This is a genomic window from Enterobacter cloacae complex sp. GF14B, assembly GCF_004136805.1.
GTDB classification, from domain to species: domain Bacteria; phylum Pseudomonadota; class Gammaproteobacteria; order Enterobacterales; family Enterobacteriaceae; genus Enterobacter; species Enterobacter hormaechei_C.
This window is the reverse complement of sequence record NZ_QFRV01000019.1, coordinates 1-16921: the sequence shown is the minus strand read 5'-3', so window position 1 is coordinate 16921 and position 16921 is coordinate 1. Positions and strand designations below refer to the sequence as shown.

The 16921-nt window shown below is 54.4% G+C and carries 15 protein-coding genes; 4 read left to right on the top strand and 11 right to left on the bottom strand.

What is annotated here, in order from left to right; genetic code table 11:
- Nucleotides 1-44: 44 nt before the first annotated feature.
- The 3 genes from rstB to rstA form a co-directional block, all read right to left on the bottom strand.
- Nucleotides 45-1343: a two-component system sensor histidine kinase RstB gene (gene rstB, locus DD606_RS08915; protein WP_003857557.1), complete on the bottom strand. Its 1299-nt coding sequence runs from the start codon at nt 1341-1343 to the stop codon at nt 45-47.
- A 324-nt stretch (nt 1344-1667) separates the two neighbouring features.
- Nucleotides 1668-2039, bottom strand: a complete 372-nt coding sequence (gene iraM, locus DD606_RS08910) for an anti-adapter protein IraM (RefSeq protein ID WP_003857554.1) — start codon at nt 2037-2039, stop codon at nt 1668-1670.
- A gap of 440 nt (nt 2040-2479) precedes the next feature.
- Nucleotides 2480-3199 carry a two-component system response regulator RstA gene (rstA, locus tag DD606_RS08905; protein ID WP_003857553.1) on the bottom strand — a complete coding sequence of 240 codons (720 nt, stop codon included), beginning with the start codon at nt 3197-3199 and terminating at the stop codon, nt 2480-2482.
- Nucleotides 3200-3326: 127 nt separating this feature from the next.
- Here rstA and DD606_RS08900 point away from each other — a divergent pair, with 127 nt between their 5' ends.
- A complete protein-coding gene (locus tag DD606_RS08900; protein WP_003857551.1) occupies nt 3327-3662 on the top strand; it encodes a GlpM family protein in 336 nt (111 codons plus the stop codon).
- On the opposite strand, the gene folM is transcribed toward DD606_RS08900, so the two are convergent.
- The 3 genes from folM to ydgH form a co-directional block, all read right to left on the bottom strand.
- Nucleotides 3659-4381 carry a dihydromonapterin reductase gene (gene folM, locus DD606_RS08895; RefSeq protein ID WP_126517043.1) on the bottom strand — a complete coding sequence of 241 codons (723 nt, stop codon included), beginning with the start codon at nt 4379-4381 and terminating at the stop codon, nt 3659-3661. The genes DD606_RS08900 and folM overlap by 4 nt on opposite strands.
- Before the next feature lie 39 nt (nt 4382-4420).
- Entirely contained in the window at nt 4421-5803 is a 1383-nt protein-coding gene (locus DD606_RS08890) for an amino acid permease (RefSeq protein WP_003857548.1), read from the bottom strand.
- A gap of 185 nt (nt 5804-5988) precedes the next feature.
- On the bottom strand, nt 5989-6933 hold the full coding sequence (gene ydgH, locus DD606_RS08885) for a DUF1471 family protein YdgH (protein WP_000769339.1): 945 nt from the start codon (nt 6931-6933) through the stop codon (nt 5989-5991).
- 535 nt (nt 6934-7468) lie between these two features.
- On the opposite strand from ydgH, the gene pntA reads away from it, so the two are divergent.
- From pntA to DD606_RS08870, 3 genes are all read left to right on the top strand, one after another.
- Nucleotides 7469-8998, top strand: coding sequence for a Re/Si-specific NAD(P)(+) transhydrogenase subunit alpha (gene pntA, locus DD606_RS08880; protein ID WP_023324557.1), 1530 nt, complete (start codon nt 7469-7471; stop codon nt 8996-8998).
- Between the two features lie 10 nt (nt 8999-9008).
- Entirely contained in the window at nt 9009-10397 is a 1389-nt protein-coding gene (pntB, locus tag DD606_RS08875; RefSeq protein WP_003857541.1) for a Re/Si-specific NAD(P)(+) transhydrogenase subunit beta, read from the top strand.
- A 107-nt stretch (nt 10398-10504) separates the two neighbouring features.
- Nucleotides 10505-11617, top strand: coding sequence for a mechanosensitive ion channel family protein (locus DD606_RS08870; RefSeq protein ID WP_003857538.1), 1113 nt, complete (start codon nt 10505-10507; stop codon nt 11615-11617).
- Between the two features lie 37 nt (nt 11618-11654).
- On the opposite strand, the gene uspE is transcribed toward DD606_RS08870, so the two are convergent.
- From uspE to DD606_RS08845, 5 genes are all read right to left on the bottom strand, one after another.
- The gene (gene uspE, locus DD606_RS08865) at nt 11655-12605 is read right to left on the bottom strand and encodes a universal stress protein UspE (protein WP_003857535.1); all 951 of its coding nucleotides are present in this window, start codon (nt 12603-12605) and stop codon (nt 11655-11657) included.
- Nucleotides 12606-12742: 137 nt separating this feature from the next.
- Nucleotides 12743-13495, bottom strand: coding sequence for a fumarate/nitrate reduction transcriptional regulator Fnr (gene fnr / locus DD606_RS08860; RefSeq protein ID WP_000611906.1), 753 nt, complete (start codon nt 13493-13495; stop codon nt 12743-12745).
- A 183-nt stretch (nt 13496-13678) separates the two neighbouring features.
- A complete protein-coding gene (gene ogt / locus DD606_RS08855) occupies nt 13679-14194 on the bottom strand; it encodes a methylated-DNA--[protein]-cysteine S-methyltransferase (RefSeq protein ID WP_003857532.1) in 516 nt (171 codons plus the stop codon).
- Between the two features lie 9 nt (nt 14195-14203).
- Complete coding sequence (abgT, locus tag DD606_RS08850; RefSeq protein ID WP_022651040.1) at nt 14204-15730, bottom strand: p-aminobenzoyl-glutamate transporter; 1527 nt, start codon at nt 15728-15730, stop codon at nt 14204-14206.
- Between the two features lie 44 nt (nt 15731-15774).
- A partial coding sequence (locus DD606_RS08845; protein WP_139158314.1) for an amidohydrolase occupies nt 15775-16921 on the bottom strand: 1147 nt, incomplete at its 5' end.

The following is a 16921-nucleotide window of genomic DNA, read 5'->3' as shown; positions in this document are numbered from 1 at the left end:
TGATATAGCACAACACGCCGGGTCAGGCCAGCGTGCGGTTTAGGTCAGGCAGGTACGGGAAGGGGAATGTTGTGATAGATCGGCCAGCTAAAGACGAACCGGGCCCCACCCAGCTCGCTCGCTTCGCAGCGAACCGAACCGCCCATCGCCTGGGCAATAGAACGGACAATAGCCAGCCCCAGACCACAGCCGCCGGTAGCCCTGTCGCGGCTGGGATCGAGGCGCACAAACGGCTCAAAAACTTTTTCACGCTCCGCCGGCTCAATGCCGGGGCCATCGTCTTCCACACACAGAATCGCCTGGCTTCCCTGCAAATCTAAACCTATGCGCAGCGTCGTTTCGCTGTAGCGCATGGCGTTGTTCATCAGATTATCCAGCACGCGTTCCATCAGGCGCATGTCCAGTGCGCCGTACGCGCCGGGGGTAATGGCTGTCAGCAGTTTTCGCTGAGGGTTAACGCTCTGCACATCGTTAATATGCGTCTGTAGCCAGACGGGGAGATCCGGTGTACTGAGGTGCAACTCCGTCTGAGGCCGATCGAGGCGGGCATAGGTCAGCAGCTCTTCAATTAGCGCTTCAAGCTGGCCAATATCCCGATTGAGCGCCTGCGATTCCGCCCCGGTGAGGTTCTCGCTCATCTCCAGGCGATAACGCAGGCGTACCAGCGGAGTGCGCAGTTCATGCGCAATGCCATCGATCAGCTGCTTCTTGCTGGCAATCAGGGCGTTGATGTTATCGGCCATCTGGTTAAAGGCAATACCGAGCCGGTCAAAACTGGAACCACTGTCGAAATGTATGCGTTCAGTTAAATGACCCTCCCCAAAACGCTGTGCGGCGGATTCCAGTTTCAGCATGTCCTGCCAGTGCGGTCGCATCCAGATGAATACAGGGAAAGCGAGCGAGATGGCAATAAAGCCCAGCAGGGCGAGATCCAGCAGGCGCATCTGGTGCAGGTAATAGAGATAGGGCACCGGCCCGACGGCCAGGACATAATGGCTGCGCGGAATACGCTGAATGAAGGTATATTTCTCGTCCAGCGCGACGATGTCTCCATCGCGCAGACGCTGCATCGCAGGCGGCGCTAAGTCAAAATCCTTCATGGGTTCGATACGCAGATCAAACGACAGATTCAGATCCAGCTCTTTTAACGTGCGCGCCCAGTCATGAGGTGGTATTTCTCGCAACTCGCTACGCATCAGGTAGAGCGAGCTTTTCATCAGATCGTCGAGGGATTGTCTGCCCGCGCGCTCTGCGGTGAATTTGTAGACCAGCCCGACCAGCATGGTCATCACCAGAAAGCAGACAAACAGCAGAAGGTAAAACTGCACAAACAGCTTTTTCATTAATCTCACCGAAACAGGGGCTTCACTACACGTCTTTTACCAGCAGGGTCGCCATGGGCGCAAGTCAGGCATGATGAGTTGAAAAGGGTAATTGTCGAGAGGTATTTCAGCGCGGCATCGCTTTATTCCATCAATGCCCGGAAAATCCGTTTACGTTTCAGTTAAACGAGTTTATTTACGATTGCGTATTATTGATCCGTAATAACAATGACAAAGGCCACCTGCGGGTGGCTTTATTTAATGGCGTTAACCAGCGAGAGGGATCCGGCACAAACGGTGCGACAGAAATAATTAGCGTTGTAACCTGAGCATTATCGATCTTCGTTAATGTCTGGATTTAGCTGTGCTGACAATCAGTGGATTCGTGGTAAACCCATGCGGGCATTTCCGCGCGTTGCAATGCACCGCGTATGTGCATATCTCTTCTTGCTGGTTTCGGTTGTATGGGCATGCCATCTTGTTTTTAATTTCACTCCACAACATCTCGTTATAAGGTGATATGTTATATATCGATATAGGCTTGAACACACCATTAATGAAGACGCCATTTTTTGTCGGATATATTCTGTCACCGGGGTACAAATAGACATCGCTTTCATACCAAATAATGAGTTTCAAGAACTTGAGGCCCAAGATGCTTGAATAAACGATTCCCGTGTTAGGACAAATTACCGAGCTAATGACTCTCCATGACATTGCTATACCTCTTTCATTAAATAATTGAGAGAGTATAAGGTTTAGCATGAGAATTAGATATCTGCAAACACGTAAGCTATTGAAAAAGATCGATATTATTTATACGCTTTCCACTATCCCCTTTGTTTTCAAAAGGATAAGATAATGATTAAAGCAATTGTAAAGATTATTTTTAGCCCAATGTGCTTTTAAGTGACGGATTTTTGATCGATGATGGCGCCTGCACTGCTGAATATATATTGTACTACAGCACTGAAATACATTAGGAATACTTTTGTTTAGGCGAAAAATGCCCAGCGAAATAGCATACAAGGAAGGAATGAGAACAAGGGATATTTTATAACTGACGATGCATATAATCGATAACTTTCGACGGGTACTGATAATAATTCCGATGCATCGTGAGTTATTTTTCGAATATTCCTGTTTTGTTCCTTTTTTCAGGTTTCCCAGGCGTGCGGTGCAAACAGATAGCCCTTATTGCGTACGGTTTTAATGCGGTAAGGTTCCGTGGCGTTATCCAGCAGTTTTTTACGCAGACGCGAAATCGCCACATCAACGCTACGATCCATTCCGTCGTAACTTACGCCGCGCAGATTTTTCAGTAATGCATCCCGGTCCATAATTTGACCGGCATGGGTTGCCAGCTCCCACAGCAGGTCAAAATCTGCGGTTGAGAGCGCAATCAGCTCCCCGGAAAGCATAACCTGTCGGTTGACCGGGTCGATAGAAAGCGTGCCGAAGCGCATCGCTTTGTGCGGCGTTAAAGAGGGGGCAGACGCTTCACGCTCCGCGCCGCTGGCACGCTGACGCAGATGGAGGCGCAAACGGGCAAGCAGGACTGCTGGCGGCGTGGTTTTCAGGATGTAGTCATTCGCGCCCATCTCAAGCGACAGAATATGATTCATATCGCTGTCGAGAGAGGTCAGCAGCACGATCGGACCGTCCCACTTCGTGCGCAGATCCCGGCATAGCGTCATACCATCTTTTCCGGGCAGCATGATGTCCAGCAACACCAGGTCCGGATTTTCGCGGGTCACGACGTCTTCAGCGCGATCGCCACGAGGCTCGACAACCACTTCCATATCATGTTTACCCAGATAAGCGGCGATCAGTTGCCCCACCTCGGGTTCATCTTCAACATAAACAATCTTATTCATACAACGTCTGTCATCGCAAAAAACGTCAACATACACCGCGCAATCTTAACCTTCCATTAATCTTTCAAAATTAGCCGGACTTCCGTTATCCTGCACGGGAATGTTATTTGATTGTTAAGGGAAAAGAATGGGGCTGGTGATAAAAGCCACGCTGGGTGCGCTGGTCGTGCTGCTGATTGGGGTGCTGGCTAAAACGAAGAACTACTACATTGCCGGGCTGATCCCGCTGTTTCCCACCTTTGCGTTAATCGCGCACTATATTGTGGCCTCTGAGCGGGGTATTGAGGCGCTGCGCGCCACCATTGTGTTCGGGATGTGGTCGATCATCCCGTATTTTATCTATCTGCTGTCGCTGTGGTACTTCACCGGTTTTCTGCGTCTGCCCCTGGCGCTGGGCGGGGCGGTGGTCTGTTGGAGCCTCAGCGCCTGGGTGCTTATCTTCTTCTGGAGCCGCTTTCACTAGCGCAGCGGGCGGCCACCGTCCACGGCAAACGTTCGGCCCGTGACGTAACAGCTGGTCAGCAGATAATCGATCAGGTCGATCACCTCTTTCTCACCGGGCGCAATTTTCATTAACGACTTGTTGAGCGCCTGCTGACGATACTCGGCATCATCGCCTTCGTTAAATAAAATCATCGCCGGAGCAATCGCGTTGACCTTTACCTCGGGCGCCAGCTTGCGTGCGAAAGAGCGGGTCATATTATCCAGGGCGGCTTTGCTGGCCGCATAGGCGATGTGTTTGTCGCTTCCTCGCTCTACCACGTAATCGGTGAAATGGATAATGTCGCCTGCGGCATGACCGTGTCCGCGCAGCAGATCCTGTAGGGCATGGTTGAGCAGATAAGGCGCATTAACGTGGATCTGCATCATGCAGGCGAGCGTTTCGCTGAGCGAATGTCCTGCTTTTTCAGGAAGCCAGGTACTGGCATTGTGAATAACCGCCCGCAGCCCGTGGGTGGTCGATTTCACTTTGTCCGCGAAGGCGAGTATACCTTCATTTGTGGAGAAATCCGCCTGAATGCAGACTGCTCCGGCATTTCGTAGACCTTCAATGGAGGGATATTCCGTGCGGTAACTGACGATAACCGGATGGCGAAGGTTGAGAAAGTGATGGGCGAGGGCGAGGCCGATGCGACGGCCTGCGCCAGTGATCAATATTGGGCGTTGCTGCGTGTGTCCCATCGTAATCTCCTTTTCAGTTCAACAATGGGACAGGCGACGCTATCCCATTAACATCCACGTTGCCGGTACGGCAGCGACTAACAGCAAACCTATCAACGCCATTTCGCGGCGCTTAAGGGCATTATCAAGCTGATGCGTACGGCGAGCGTAGATAAACACCAGCAGGCCCGGTGCGTAGAGCACCACGGACAGCAGCAGATGCATCGGTCCGGAAGCATACAACAACCATAGACCGTAAATACAGGCGCCGACACCTACCGCATAGTGTGCCGGGCGGGTCGCAATTTTTAACAGATATGCGCCCACTAAGAAATAGGGTACCAGAATCATCTCGGAGGCGATGGTCAGCAGCGTGTTATAGTCCGATCCTGTGAGCCAGATCAGCACCAGACAGACCTGCACGCTGATGTTGGTGAGCCACAAAGAGGCCGATGGCGCACTGTTTTTGTTCTGACGGGCAAACAGGCGCGGGAACGCTTTATGCGTGGCGGCCAGGAACGGCACTTCCGCTGCCATAATGGTCCAGCTCAGATAGGCGCCGCAAACGGAGACAATCAGACCCGCCGCGATAATCACGTCTCCCCAGGGACCCAACATTTTCACCATCAGCCCGGCCATGGACGGGTTACGCATTTCCGCCAGTTCAGGGCGTGCCACCACGCCGAGCGACAACAGCGTCACCAGCAGATAAACGCCCAGCGCCGCCAGTACGGCCAGCAGCGTGGCGCGTCCCACGTCGCGCTTGTTACGCGCGCGGGCAGAGACTACGACGGCACCTTCAACGCCGATGAACACCCACAGGGTGATCAGCATGGTATTTTTCACCTGTTCCCAGACGGGAACGCCCAGCGCAATGCCGCTGAAATCGAGCGTAAAGACATCGAGACGGAAGGCGAGGAAGGCCAGCACGACGAACAGGCCAAGCGGCACAAGCTTGGCCAGCGTTGCCACGAGGTTAATGCTGGCCGCGGTCTGGACGCCGCGCAAAATCAGCCAGTGAACAATCCACAGCAGTACCGAGGCGCCGACGATGGACTGCCAGGTATTACCGTCGCCAAACAGGCGCAGTTCGGGCGTATCGGTAAAGAAGCTGAGCGCCGAGAAGACGATAACCAGATAGGAGACGTTGGCGATCACCGCGCACAGCCAGTAACCCCAGGCGGAGCAGAAGCCGATCAGCTCGCCGAAACCTTCCCGGGCGTAAGTGAATATTCCGCCGTCCAGATCCGGTCGGATACGGGTCAGCAGCAGCATGGCGAATGCCAGCAGCAAAATCCCAACACCGGTAATGCCCCAGCCAATCAGTAATGCGGCCGGGCTGGCGACGGCCGCCATGTTCTGCGGCAAACTGAATACGCCCGCGCCCAGCATTGAGCTCAATACAAGTGCAGTTAACGCACTCAGGCCAAGTTTCTTTTCCATTGGCTTCCTGTTATGAAAAGTCCAAATCCAGAATAATTATTTCGCTAAGGCGCATAAAAATGGTGGATCACGCTAAGGCGCGGGATTTTACGGAGTGTGAAGGATGCATGCAATGACGTGTGGCAGAAATCAGAAAAAAAGTAACAAAAAAGGCGGCACTGCGCCGCCTTTATGAAACCGTTTTGTTACTTGTACAGATCGGCGCTGATGGTCAGGTTGTTACCACGTTCCTGCCACTGACGGGTGATGTGGTAATACTTCGCGCCTTTCTTCGCAGCACGCTTCGCCACCTGATAGGAGATTTCCGTCATGTTGCCATAGTTGCCCGTAAACTTGATGCTGTCGAACGGCACCATCTGCGCGGCAGTGGCTTTGTTCAGCTCTTCAATTTTCGTGCCGTCTGGTAATGTAACGGTATAACGACCGCCTTTGGTGGATTGGGTTTCAAAGAAACGACCCACTTCAGCGCTTGGTGCCGCAGACGTTGCTACGCCCGGAATTTCCACTTTCTTCGCTTCTTCACCGCCTTTCGCTAACGCGGCACGTCCCGCATCTGAATCCGCTGGAATGGCATCCGGGCTTTGCACTACGCGTTTTTTCGCATCTTGCTTATAGATGAAAGCGGTGATGCGCTGGTTTCCGCCCTGGTTGGCATCAACCTGACGCACGATATAAAACGCGTAAGCGCCTTTTTCTCTCGCGGCTTTGGTGATGGCATCGTTAACTTCAGGCTGGCTGCGGTAGAAGCCCTGAACGGTCACGGTGTCATACGGTTCCAGCTGAACAGCCTGATCTTTAGGCAGTTCAACAATGCCGTTAATCACGCGGTTTTTCTGTTCATCTGCTTTTGGGGCATTCTCTTTGTACAGCGCAATCGTCACGCGCTGGTTGCCGCTGTTGCCTTGATCGGACTGGTCAACAACGTAAAACGAGGCAGCGCCGTTTTTATCGGCGGCTTTTGATGCGGCGGCGACGGCATCGCCAATAGAGTTATAGCGACCCACAATGACCGTATGGTCAAAAGGTTTTAACGCTGCCGCTTGCTCCGGCGTCAACTCTGTCGCGGCATTCGCAGACAGGGCGGTCGCGGAAAGAAGTGCGGACGCCAGGAGTGTGTTCTTAAGCTTCATAAAAATAATCCTTCGCCTTGCGCAAACCATGTACTGGTGTTGTTGTTAATTTGAGACGGTCCCGATTATGGCATTTAACACCCATCGCTGTCTGCGGCATTTTTCACAGCCTGTGCTCACCAAAGGACCTGATTCGATAACATTTTGTGATATGTGGAAAAAACAGGCGTTTCACAAGAAAAACTGATTAAGCATATGACTTTTACAAGTTAATTTAATGTTAATGAGTTGTTCTATTATGGCGCTATATCATGTTTTTACCGCTTCGCTTGCGCGATTTATCGGTCCTGAAGGCGAATTTAAGGTAAATATCTCTGTCAGTAACCCCGATCGCTTATTTTTCACAGATAAAGTAAGAAATAGTGTTTTCTGGCGGTAGATCACGGGCGCTATTTTCAGTAGGTTATAGAAAGTTTGTTACTGTTTTATTTTCCGGGGTTAATCATTCTCCGTCGTTATCTCGATGGTGAAAATTGATACAAACCGCGGGCAATTATCGACAAACCATCATCAAAAACCGATGGAAGGGAAAACTATGCGTATTGGGGTACCAAAAGAACGGTTAGCCAATGAAACCCGCGTAGCGGCAACACCAAAAACGGTGGAGCAACTGCTTAAACTGGGTTTTACCGTCGCGATTGAAAGCGGCGCGGGCACACTGGCGAGTTTCGATGACGAGGCCTTTACTCAGGCTGGCGCGGACGTCGTGGACGGTGCTGAGGTCTGGCAATCACCCATCATTCTGAAGGTAAACGCACCGGAAGAGGGTGAAATTGAACTGCTGAACGCGGGCACTACGCTGGTGAGCTTTGTCTGGCCAGCCCAAAACCCGGAGTTGATGGAGAAGCTGGCGGCACGCGGTGTCACCGTGATGGCGATGGACTCCGTGCCGCGTATTTCGCGCGCGCAGTCTCTGGATGCGCTGAGCTCCATGGCGAACATTGCCGGCTATCGCGCCATTGTCGAAGCTGCGCATGAGTTTGGTCGCTTCTTTACCGGTCAGATTACGGCGGCAGGTAAAGTTCCACCCGCGAAGGTGATGGTGATTGGTGCCGGTGTGGCAGGTCTTGCCGCTATCGGGGCCGCAAACAGCCTGGGCGCTATTGTTCGCGCGTTTGATACCCGGCCGGAAGTGAAGGAGCAGGTGCAGAGTATGGGCGCCGAATTCCTTGAGCTGGACTTCAAGGAAGAAGCGGGCAGCGGTGATGGTTACGCGAAGGTCATGTCTGAAGCCTTTATCAAGGCGGAAATGGCGCTCTTTGCGGCGCAGGCAAAAGAGGTAGACATCATTGTCACCACCGCGCTTATTCCGGGTAAACCGGCGCCGAAGCTGATCACCCGTGAGATGGTGGATTCCATGCAGCCGGGCAGCGTTATAGTCGATCTGGCGGCGCAAAACGGCGGTAACTGTGAGTATACCGTGCCAAATCAGGTCACGACGACCGCGAACGGCGTGAAGGTGATCGGTTATACCGACCTGCCAGGGCGTCTGCCAACCCAGTCCTCTCAGCTGTACGGCACGAACCTCGTTAACCTGCTGAAGCTGCTCTGCAAAGAGAAAGACGGCAACATTACCGTTGATTTTGATGATGTGGTGGTGCGTGGCGTTACCGTGGTGCGTGAAGGGGAAATCACCTGGCCTGCACCGCCGATTCAGGTTTCCGCTCAACCTCAGGCTGCGCCGAAAGCGGCACCAGAGCCCGCGGAGCCAGCAAAACCTGCGTCGCCGTGGCGCAAATACGCCATCATGGCGCTGGTCATAATCCTGTTTGGCTGGCTGGCGGACGTCGCGCCAAAAGAGTTCCTTGGCCACTTCACCGTCTTCGCGCTCTCCTGCGTGGTGGGTTACTACGTCGTGTGGAACGTTTCCCATGCGCTGCATACCCCGCTGATGTCGGTCACCAATGCCATCTCCGGGATTATCGTGGTCGGGGCATTGCTGCAAATTGGTCATGGCGGCTGGATCAGCTTCCTGAGCTTCATTGCGGTGCTGATCGCCAGTATCAATATTTTCGGTGGTTTCACCGTGACTCAGCGCATGCTGAAAATGTTTCGTAAAGGCTAAGGGGTAGCATATGTCTGGAGGATTAGTTACAGCCGCATACATTGTTGCTGCAATCCTGTTTATTTTCAGTCTGGCGGGGCTTTCCAAACACGAAACGTCTCAGCAGGGAAATAACTTCGGTATCGCCGGTATGGCGATTGCGCTGATTGCCACCATCTTTGGGCCGGACACCGGCAACGTGGCGTGGATCCTGGTGGCGATGATCATCGGCGGCGCGATTGGTATTCGTCTGGCGAAACGCGTTGAAATGACCGAGATGCCGGAGCTGGTTGCTATTCTGCACAGCTTCGTGGGTCTGGCGGCGGTGCTGGTGGGCTTCAACAGCTACCTGTACCACGAACCGGGCCTGGAGCCGATTCTGGTGAACATCCATCTGACCGAAGTGTTCCTCGGCATCTTCATCGGTGCGGTGACCTTCACCGGGTCGATTGTGGCGTTCGGCAAGCTGCGCGGGAAGATCTCTTCCAAACCGCTGATGCTGCCTAACCGCCACAAGCTGAATCTGGCGGCGCTGGTCGTTTCCTTTGTGCTGCTGGTGGTCTTCGTGCGTACCGAAAGCGTAGGCTTGCAGGTGCTGGCGTTACTGGTGATGACCATCATCGCGCTGGCGTTCGGCTGGCATCTGGTGGCGTCTATCGGCGGAGCAGATATGCCGGTAGTCGTTTCCATGCTGAACTCCTACTCCGGTTGGGCGGCGGCGGCGGCAGGCTTTATGCTGAGCAACGACCTGCTGATTGTCACCGGTGCGCTGGTCGGTTCTTCCGGTGCGATCCTGTCTTACATCATGTGTAAGGCGATGAACCGTTCGTTTATCAGCGTCATCGCGGGTGGCTTCGGTTCTGACGGTTCATCAACCGGTTCTGATGAGGAAGTGGGTGAACACCGTGAAATCAGCGCGGAAGACACCGCAGAGATGCTGAAAAACTCGCATTCCGTCATCATCACCCCAGGCTATGGCATGGCGGTGGCGCAGGCGCAGTATCCGGTGGCGGAAATCACCGAGAAACTCCGCGCGCGCGGTATCAAGGTTCGCTTTGGTATTCACCCGGTGGCGGGGCGTCTGCCAGGCCACATGAACGTGCTGCTGGCGGAAGCGAAGGTGCCTTACGACATCGTGCTGGAAATGGACGAGATCAACGATGATTTCGCCGACACCGACACCGTGCTGGTGATTGGCGCCAACGACACCGTTAACCCGGCGGCGCAGGACGATCCGCGTAGTCCGATTGCGGGTATGCCTGTTCTCGAAGTGTGGAAGGCGCAGAACGTTATTGTCTTCAAACGCTCTATGAACACCGGCTATGCTGGCGTGCAGAACCCGCTGTTCTTTAAAGATAACACCCACATGCTGTTTGGCGACGCCAAGGCCAGCGTGGATGCGATCCTGAAAGCGCTGTAATTTCGCTTCATCCTGACAAACCGCCCCCTGGGGCGGTTTTCTTATTTCTGCGGCCAGCTTTTCTCCTCTGTCTATACTTTACCCTTTGTGTAATACGAGGAGGTGTAATGCGATTTTTGTCCCGCTTCGACATCATCGAGCTGATGATGACGCCGTCTTTCTGGATCGGCGTCGCCACGGTGGTCTTTGTGACTCTGCTGGTGTACTGGCTGCTGACGCGCCTGATCGCCTTCGTTAAGAAAGGGATCACCACCTGGGGCGACAAGCACCCCAGCACCAACCGGATGCGCTTTATCCTGACGGATATGCTTAACCGCACCAGCCGCGTCCTGCTTTTTGTCGTGGCGCTGTTGTTCAGCCTGCGTTTCGTCGACTTACCGGATCATCTCTTTGGTACCGTGAGCCACGCCTGGTTCCTGGTCTTCGCTATCCAGGTGGCGCTGTGGATGGATCAGGGGGTGGTGTCGTGGCTTCGTCACGTCATGCTGGCGCCGGGAAGCCATAAAAACCCGGTGACGCTGGTGATCACGGGGCTTATCCTCCGTGCCATTGTCTGGTCAGTGATGCTGCTGTCTATTCTTGCTAACGCGGGCGTCAACATCACTGCTCTGGTTGCCAGCCTTGGGGTAGGGGGTATTGCTATCGCCCTCGCGGTGCAAACGATCCTGAGCGACGTGTTTGCATCGCTCTCCATCGGTTTTGATAAGCCGTTCGAAATCGGCGATTTTGTGGTGTTTAACGATGTCGCCGGGACGGTAGAGCACATTGGTCTGAAAACCACCCGTATCCGCAGCCTGAGCGGGGAGCAGATTGTCTGCGGGAACGCCATCCTGCTGCAACAGACGCTGCATAACTACAAGCGGATGCAAACGCGGCGGATTGTTTTTACCTTCGGAGTCGCCAGCGACACGGCGCCGGAAAAACTGCGTTCAGTGGGTGAGATGGTCAAACAGATCATTACCGACGTCGGGGAAACGAAGTTTGACCGCGCCCATTTCCTGGGCTTCGATCGCGATCGCCTGACCTTCGAGGTGGTTCATATTGTTAATACGGCGGATTACAACAAGTACATGGATATTCAGCAGGAGATCAATATTCGTATCCTGGAGGGGCTGAACCAGCAGGAGATCAAGCTGGCGCTACCGAGCATGGTTCTGCACGCGCCCTGGATGAATGCCGGCGACGAGGCATCTGCGCAACGGTTGAGCGAAGCGCAATAAAAAAGCCCGCCGTTACCGGCGGGCTTTCATTTTGGGGTCAATCGTCTTCCTCATCGTCCAGCTCAACCGGCGTCTGATATTGATCCGGTTTGATGACCAGAAGGTCGCAGCGCAGATGGTCGATCACCTGCTCGGCGGTATTTCCCAGGAACGCGGCAGAAATACCGGTCCGGCCGATGGTGCCCAGCACCACAATCCCGGCCTGCAAATGCTCCGCCAGATCCGGAATAACCTCTTCCGGTAACCCTTTTTCTACGTGGGTCATGTTCTCATCGATACTGAATTTCTGGCGCAGCGCTTTCATGGCCAGCAGATGCTGACCGCGAATCGCGTCGTTATACACGCTCGGGTCAAATTCAGGCAGCTCGATGGCGATATTGATTGGCGTAACCGGATAGGCGCCCACCAGATGGACTTCAGTATGGTTAACCTGGTCGGCAAGCTGAAGCGTCTCCTTCACCAGTTTCTCGTTCAGCGAATTGTGATAATCCTCTTCGCTGGCCAGATTGACCGCCACGACGGCTTTCCCGCCCTCAGGCCACGGCTGATCTTTCACCATCCATACCGGACAAGGGCATTTGCGCAGCAGGTGCCAGTCTGTTGGAGTGAAAATCACGGATTCCAGTTTGTCATGCTGGTGCGCCATTTTCAGCAGCAGGTCATGCCCACCGGCCACCACTTCCTGAATAATGGCTTCGAAGGGGCGGTTGTGCCAGACTACTTTAATATCAATCGGTACGCCCGCTTCCAGGTAATACTTCGCCTGCTCGCGGATCCACGCGGTACGCTGGCTGATCACTCCCTGACGCATAGCGGTGCGCTCGTCAGGCGACAGAAGGGTGGTCATCTCGTATGAGAAGTCATAAATCGGCAAAAAGGCTTTAATTTTGCCACCAATCCGTTGATGTAAATACACAGCACGTCGTAATGCCGGCTGATCGTCCTGATTAGGATCGATAGCCACCAGCATGTTTTGATACTTTGCCATACAGGTCTCCTTACTACTGTCACCACAGTCTGTAAGTAAAAGAGTAACCTATATATCTTGAATGAAACAGGGGGGAAGTTTTTGCCAGATCAATAATCATGAAAATTTATCGACCTGGCATAAGATATCCGGGAGAGTTATGCCACGTTACGTGAGTGACCCGCCAGAATGGCCAGAGCTTCACCGTTTTCGATGGTGATATACTTACCTTTAACCGCCAGCATTCCGCTCTTCTGGAAGCGACCCAGCAGACGGCTGATGGTTTCCACGGTCAGGCCCAGATAGTTACCAATATCACCGCGCGTCATGGTCAGACGGAATTCACGCGGGGAGAAGCCACGTTCCGCGAAACGGCGGGAGAGGTTATAGATAAAGGCGGCCAGACGCTCTTCGGCATTCTTCTTAGAAAGCAGCAGGATCATATCCTGATCGCCTTTGATCTCACCGCTCATCAGACGCATCATCTGCTGACGCAGGTTCGGCATCTTACCGGACAGATCGTCCAGCGTCTCAAACGGAATTTCGCAGACCATAGAGGTTTCCAGCGCCTGAGCAAAGCTCGGGTGATGGCCACTGCCGATGGCGTCAAAGCCGACTAAATCGCCTGCCAGATGGAAGCCGGTGATCTGCTCGTCGCCCTGTTCGGTAATGGTGTAGCTTTTGATGGTGCCAGAACGGATAGCATAGAGCGATTTCAGTTCGTCTCCCGCCTTAAACAGCGTCTGCCCTTTCTGAATAGGCTTTTTGCGCTCGATGATATTGTCAAGCTGATCGAGTTCGTGCTCATTCAGAGTAAACGGGATACAGAGCTGGCTGATGCTGCAATCCTGGCAATGGATAGCACAACCGCCAGACTGAATGCGTCGTATAATTCGCTTTTCCGGGATCATAGGTTTGCTCAAGCCTTAATTGATATTGGTCAATTTTAACATCTTTTTGGTAAGGACGTAAGTCTGGCAAACCCCCAATAAAGACAAGAGACGGCAGCGTGTTGCCATCTCCTTGAAATTCCACAGAATGATTAAGGATTATGAACCTAACAGGAAGAAAATTAAGCACAAAAAGCCTGGGAATTACAGCAGAAAATACCCTTCGTGACGCAGCAGCCACTCTTTGCGCTGTACGCCCCCGGCATAGCCGGTGAGGGTGCCGTTGCGCCCAATCACGCGATGGCAAGGCACCACAATGCTGACGGGGTTAGAGCCATTTGCCGCACCGACCGCGCGCGCCGCGCCGGCACGACCAAGCTGTTCTGCCAGCTGACCGTAGTGCATCACCTGCCCGCAGGGAATATTACGCAGCGCCTGCCACACCTCGCGCTGGAAAGGGGTGCCCGCCGTGGCGGTTGGCAGGGTATTAATAATGCTGAGATCGCCCTCGAAGTAGGCCGTCAGTTTATCGCTCAGCCCGCCAGGATTACGGGCAGTAACACGCTCGTATCCCTCGGCGCGATAATGGATGTTGAGCAGCTCAACCATCCGGTCGCTGTGCTCTTCCCATTCAACCGCGCGAAGATTGAACGCTTCATCCGCGATAACCCACAGCGGCCCTAGCGGCGTCGCAATCTTATCTTCGAGTAATCTCAGCATCAGTACTCCTTAGTTCAGCCTCGGGTAAACACCCGGTCCAATCGGCAGGCCGACAAGATACCACGCCACCAGCATCACCAGCCATACCCCTAAGAAGATAAGCGGATAGGGCAGAACCAGCGAATAGTAGGTACCCAGCTTAGCCTCCGGTCTGTAGCGTTGCAGGAAGCCTAAAAACAGCGGAACGAAGGGTGACACGGGCGCCAGCGGGATCACCGAGGAATCGGCGACACGGAACAGGATCTGGGCGAACGCCGGATGGAAGCCGAGCATCATAAACATGGGGACAAAGATGGGCGCCAGAATCGACCAGATAGCCGACCCGCTGGCAATAAACATGCACAGCAGGGACGACAGCAGCGCCAGGCCGACAAACGCCGGAACACCGCTCAACCCCGCCGCCTCCAGCGCGTCCGTCAGGCTCACGGCCATAAACTTGCCCATGTTGCTCCAGTTAAACATGGCGACAAACTGCGCCAGCGGGAACACCATCACGATAAAACCCGCCATCTCCTTCATCGGCTCGATCATCAGGTGCGGCAGATCTCCCTGACGGCGGATTTTGCCGGTGGCGATGCCGTACGCGAGCGAAACGACGAAGAAGAAGAGAATTATCAGCGGCACAATGCCCTGAATAAACGGCGAGGGCAGTACGGTGTGTTTGATCGGATCGCGCAGCACGCCATTTTCCGGTACCACCATCAGCGCCACCACCGCAATGAACGCCAGCGAGACGATCCCGGCTACGCGCAGGCCGAACTGCTGCTCTTTGCTCAGCGTCTCCAGCTTTTCATCGCTCCGGCCTTCCCATTTACCCAGGCGCGGCTCAATGATTTTATCGGTAATCAGACCCCCGACAATCGTCAGGACAATCACTGAACTGGCCATAAAGTACCAGTTGTCGATCACGCTGACGTGCATGGTCGCATCGATGGTGCTGGCTGCCTCTGTGCTGATGCCGGATAGCAGCACATCGGTGGTCACGATAAGCAGGTTAGCGGTAAACCCACAGCCGACGCCCGCAATCGCCGACAGCAGGCCCGCAACAGGATGACGACCAACGGCGAGGAAAATCAGAGCCCCCATCGGCGGCATGATCACCAGTGCCGCGTCGGACGAGATATGGCTGAAGAAGGCAATAAACAGCACCATATAGCTGGCATAACGCGCGCTGACGTGCGAGGCCATTTTGACCATCAGCGCGGGCAGGAGACCCACGCGCTCGGCCAGTCCCGCGCCTAACACCAGCGCCAGGATGGCGCCCAGCGGCGCAAAACCGCTGAAGTTTTTAATCACGTTCGGCAAAAACCAGTGCAACCCTTCAACGCTGAGCAGGTTTTTCACTGCCACCATGCTGCCGTCGGCCGGGCTGCGCACGCTCACCTCAAAGGCGGACAGCACGGCCGTCGCGACCATCAGGATGACAATTAAATAGATAAAAAGCAGGAAAGGGTGCGGCACTTTATTGCCGATCCTTTCAACCCAGCCATAGAGCTTACCGGATGGGGAATGCGAAGGTATGGAAGACATACTCATGGGCGTTCCTCGGGACTGTTGTTGTGTTGTTGTGTTGTGTTTTTTTATTTTAAAGGTGACGGTGTCACGCCCTGCGGGATCGGACACTCGTACGGTTTTTCTGTTATGTGTTGTTCGAACTCTTCCCGGCATTTTCGCAACAGGTCGGCATCCTGAAGCAGATGCAGCGCGGTCGCGCCCATCACTTTTCCGGCCAGCAACATGCCTTTATGGGCAATAGAGGTACGCCCCTGCGCCACTAATTGCCAGGTATGCAGCGGGGTGCCCACGGTAAAACAGGGGCTAAAGCACTGTGCGACAGGCATCTTCCAGCTGACATCCCCCACATCGGTGGAGCCTGCCAGCACGTTATCGGTGATGGCATAAGGGGCAACTTCATCCACCAGCAACGTCTCCTGATGGCGTCGGGCAAACGCTTTTCCCTCTTCGGCCCCCGTTGCGGCAATGTTTTTCAGGCTGTTTTGCAGATCGTTTGCCGTGAGCGTAGCGCGGATTTTACGGGCAAATTCGCGTTCCTCTTCCGTCCAGGCCGGCGTGCCGTAATGCTGCAATGCGCGGTACATCGCCGCTTCGAGCGTTCGGTTCGGCAGATAGCTGGAGCAGGCTTTATCAAAGCGGCACTCGACGGTGGTTTCGGTCATCATCGCCGCGCCCTGGGCGATTTTCTCGATGCGCGCGTAGATCTGCTGCGCATCGGCCATCTCCGGGGCGCGGATCAGGTACAGCACCTCGGCCTGGGCCTGCACCACGTTAGGCGAAATTCCGCCGGTATCGGTGATGGCGTAATGAACGCGCGCTTTTTCAATGATGTGTTCGTTGAGGAAGTTTGTGCCGGTGGTCATCAACGTCACGGCATCCAGCGCGCTGCGTCCCAGATGTGGGGAGTTAGCGGCATGGGCGGCGATCCCCTTAAACCGCCAGGCGGCCTGAATATTGGCCAGCGTGCTGACGTTAAACATCCCGGCAAAGGCTTCCGGGTGCCATGTCACGGCAGCGTCCACGTCGTCAAATAATCCTTCACGCACCATAAAGGTTTTACCGGAGCCGCCTTCCTCGCCGGGACAGCCGTAAAAACGCACCGTTCCGCTGCCGCCGTGCTGTTCCAGCCAGCTTTTCACCGCCACCGCCCCGGCAAAGGCAGCCGTGCCTAAGAGGTTATGCCCGCAGCCGTGGCCGTTCGCCCCCGGGGTG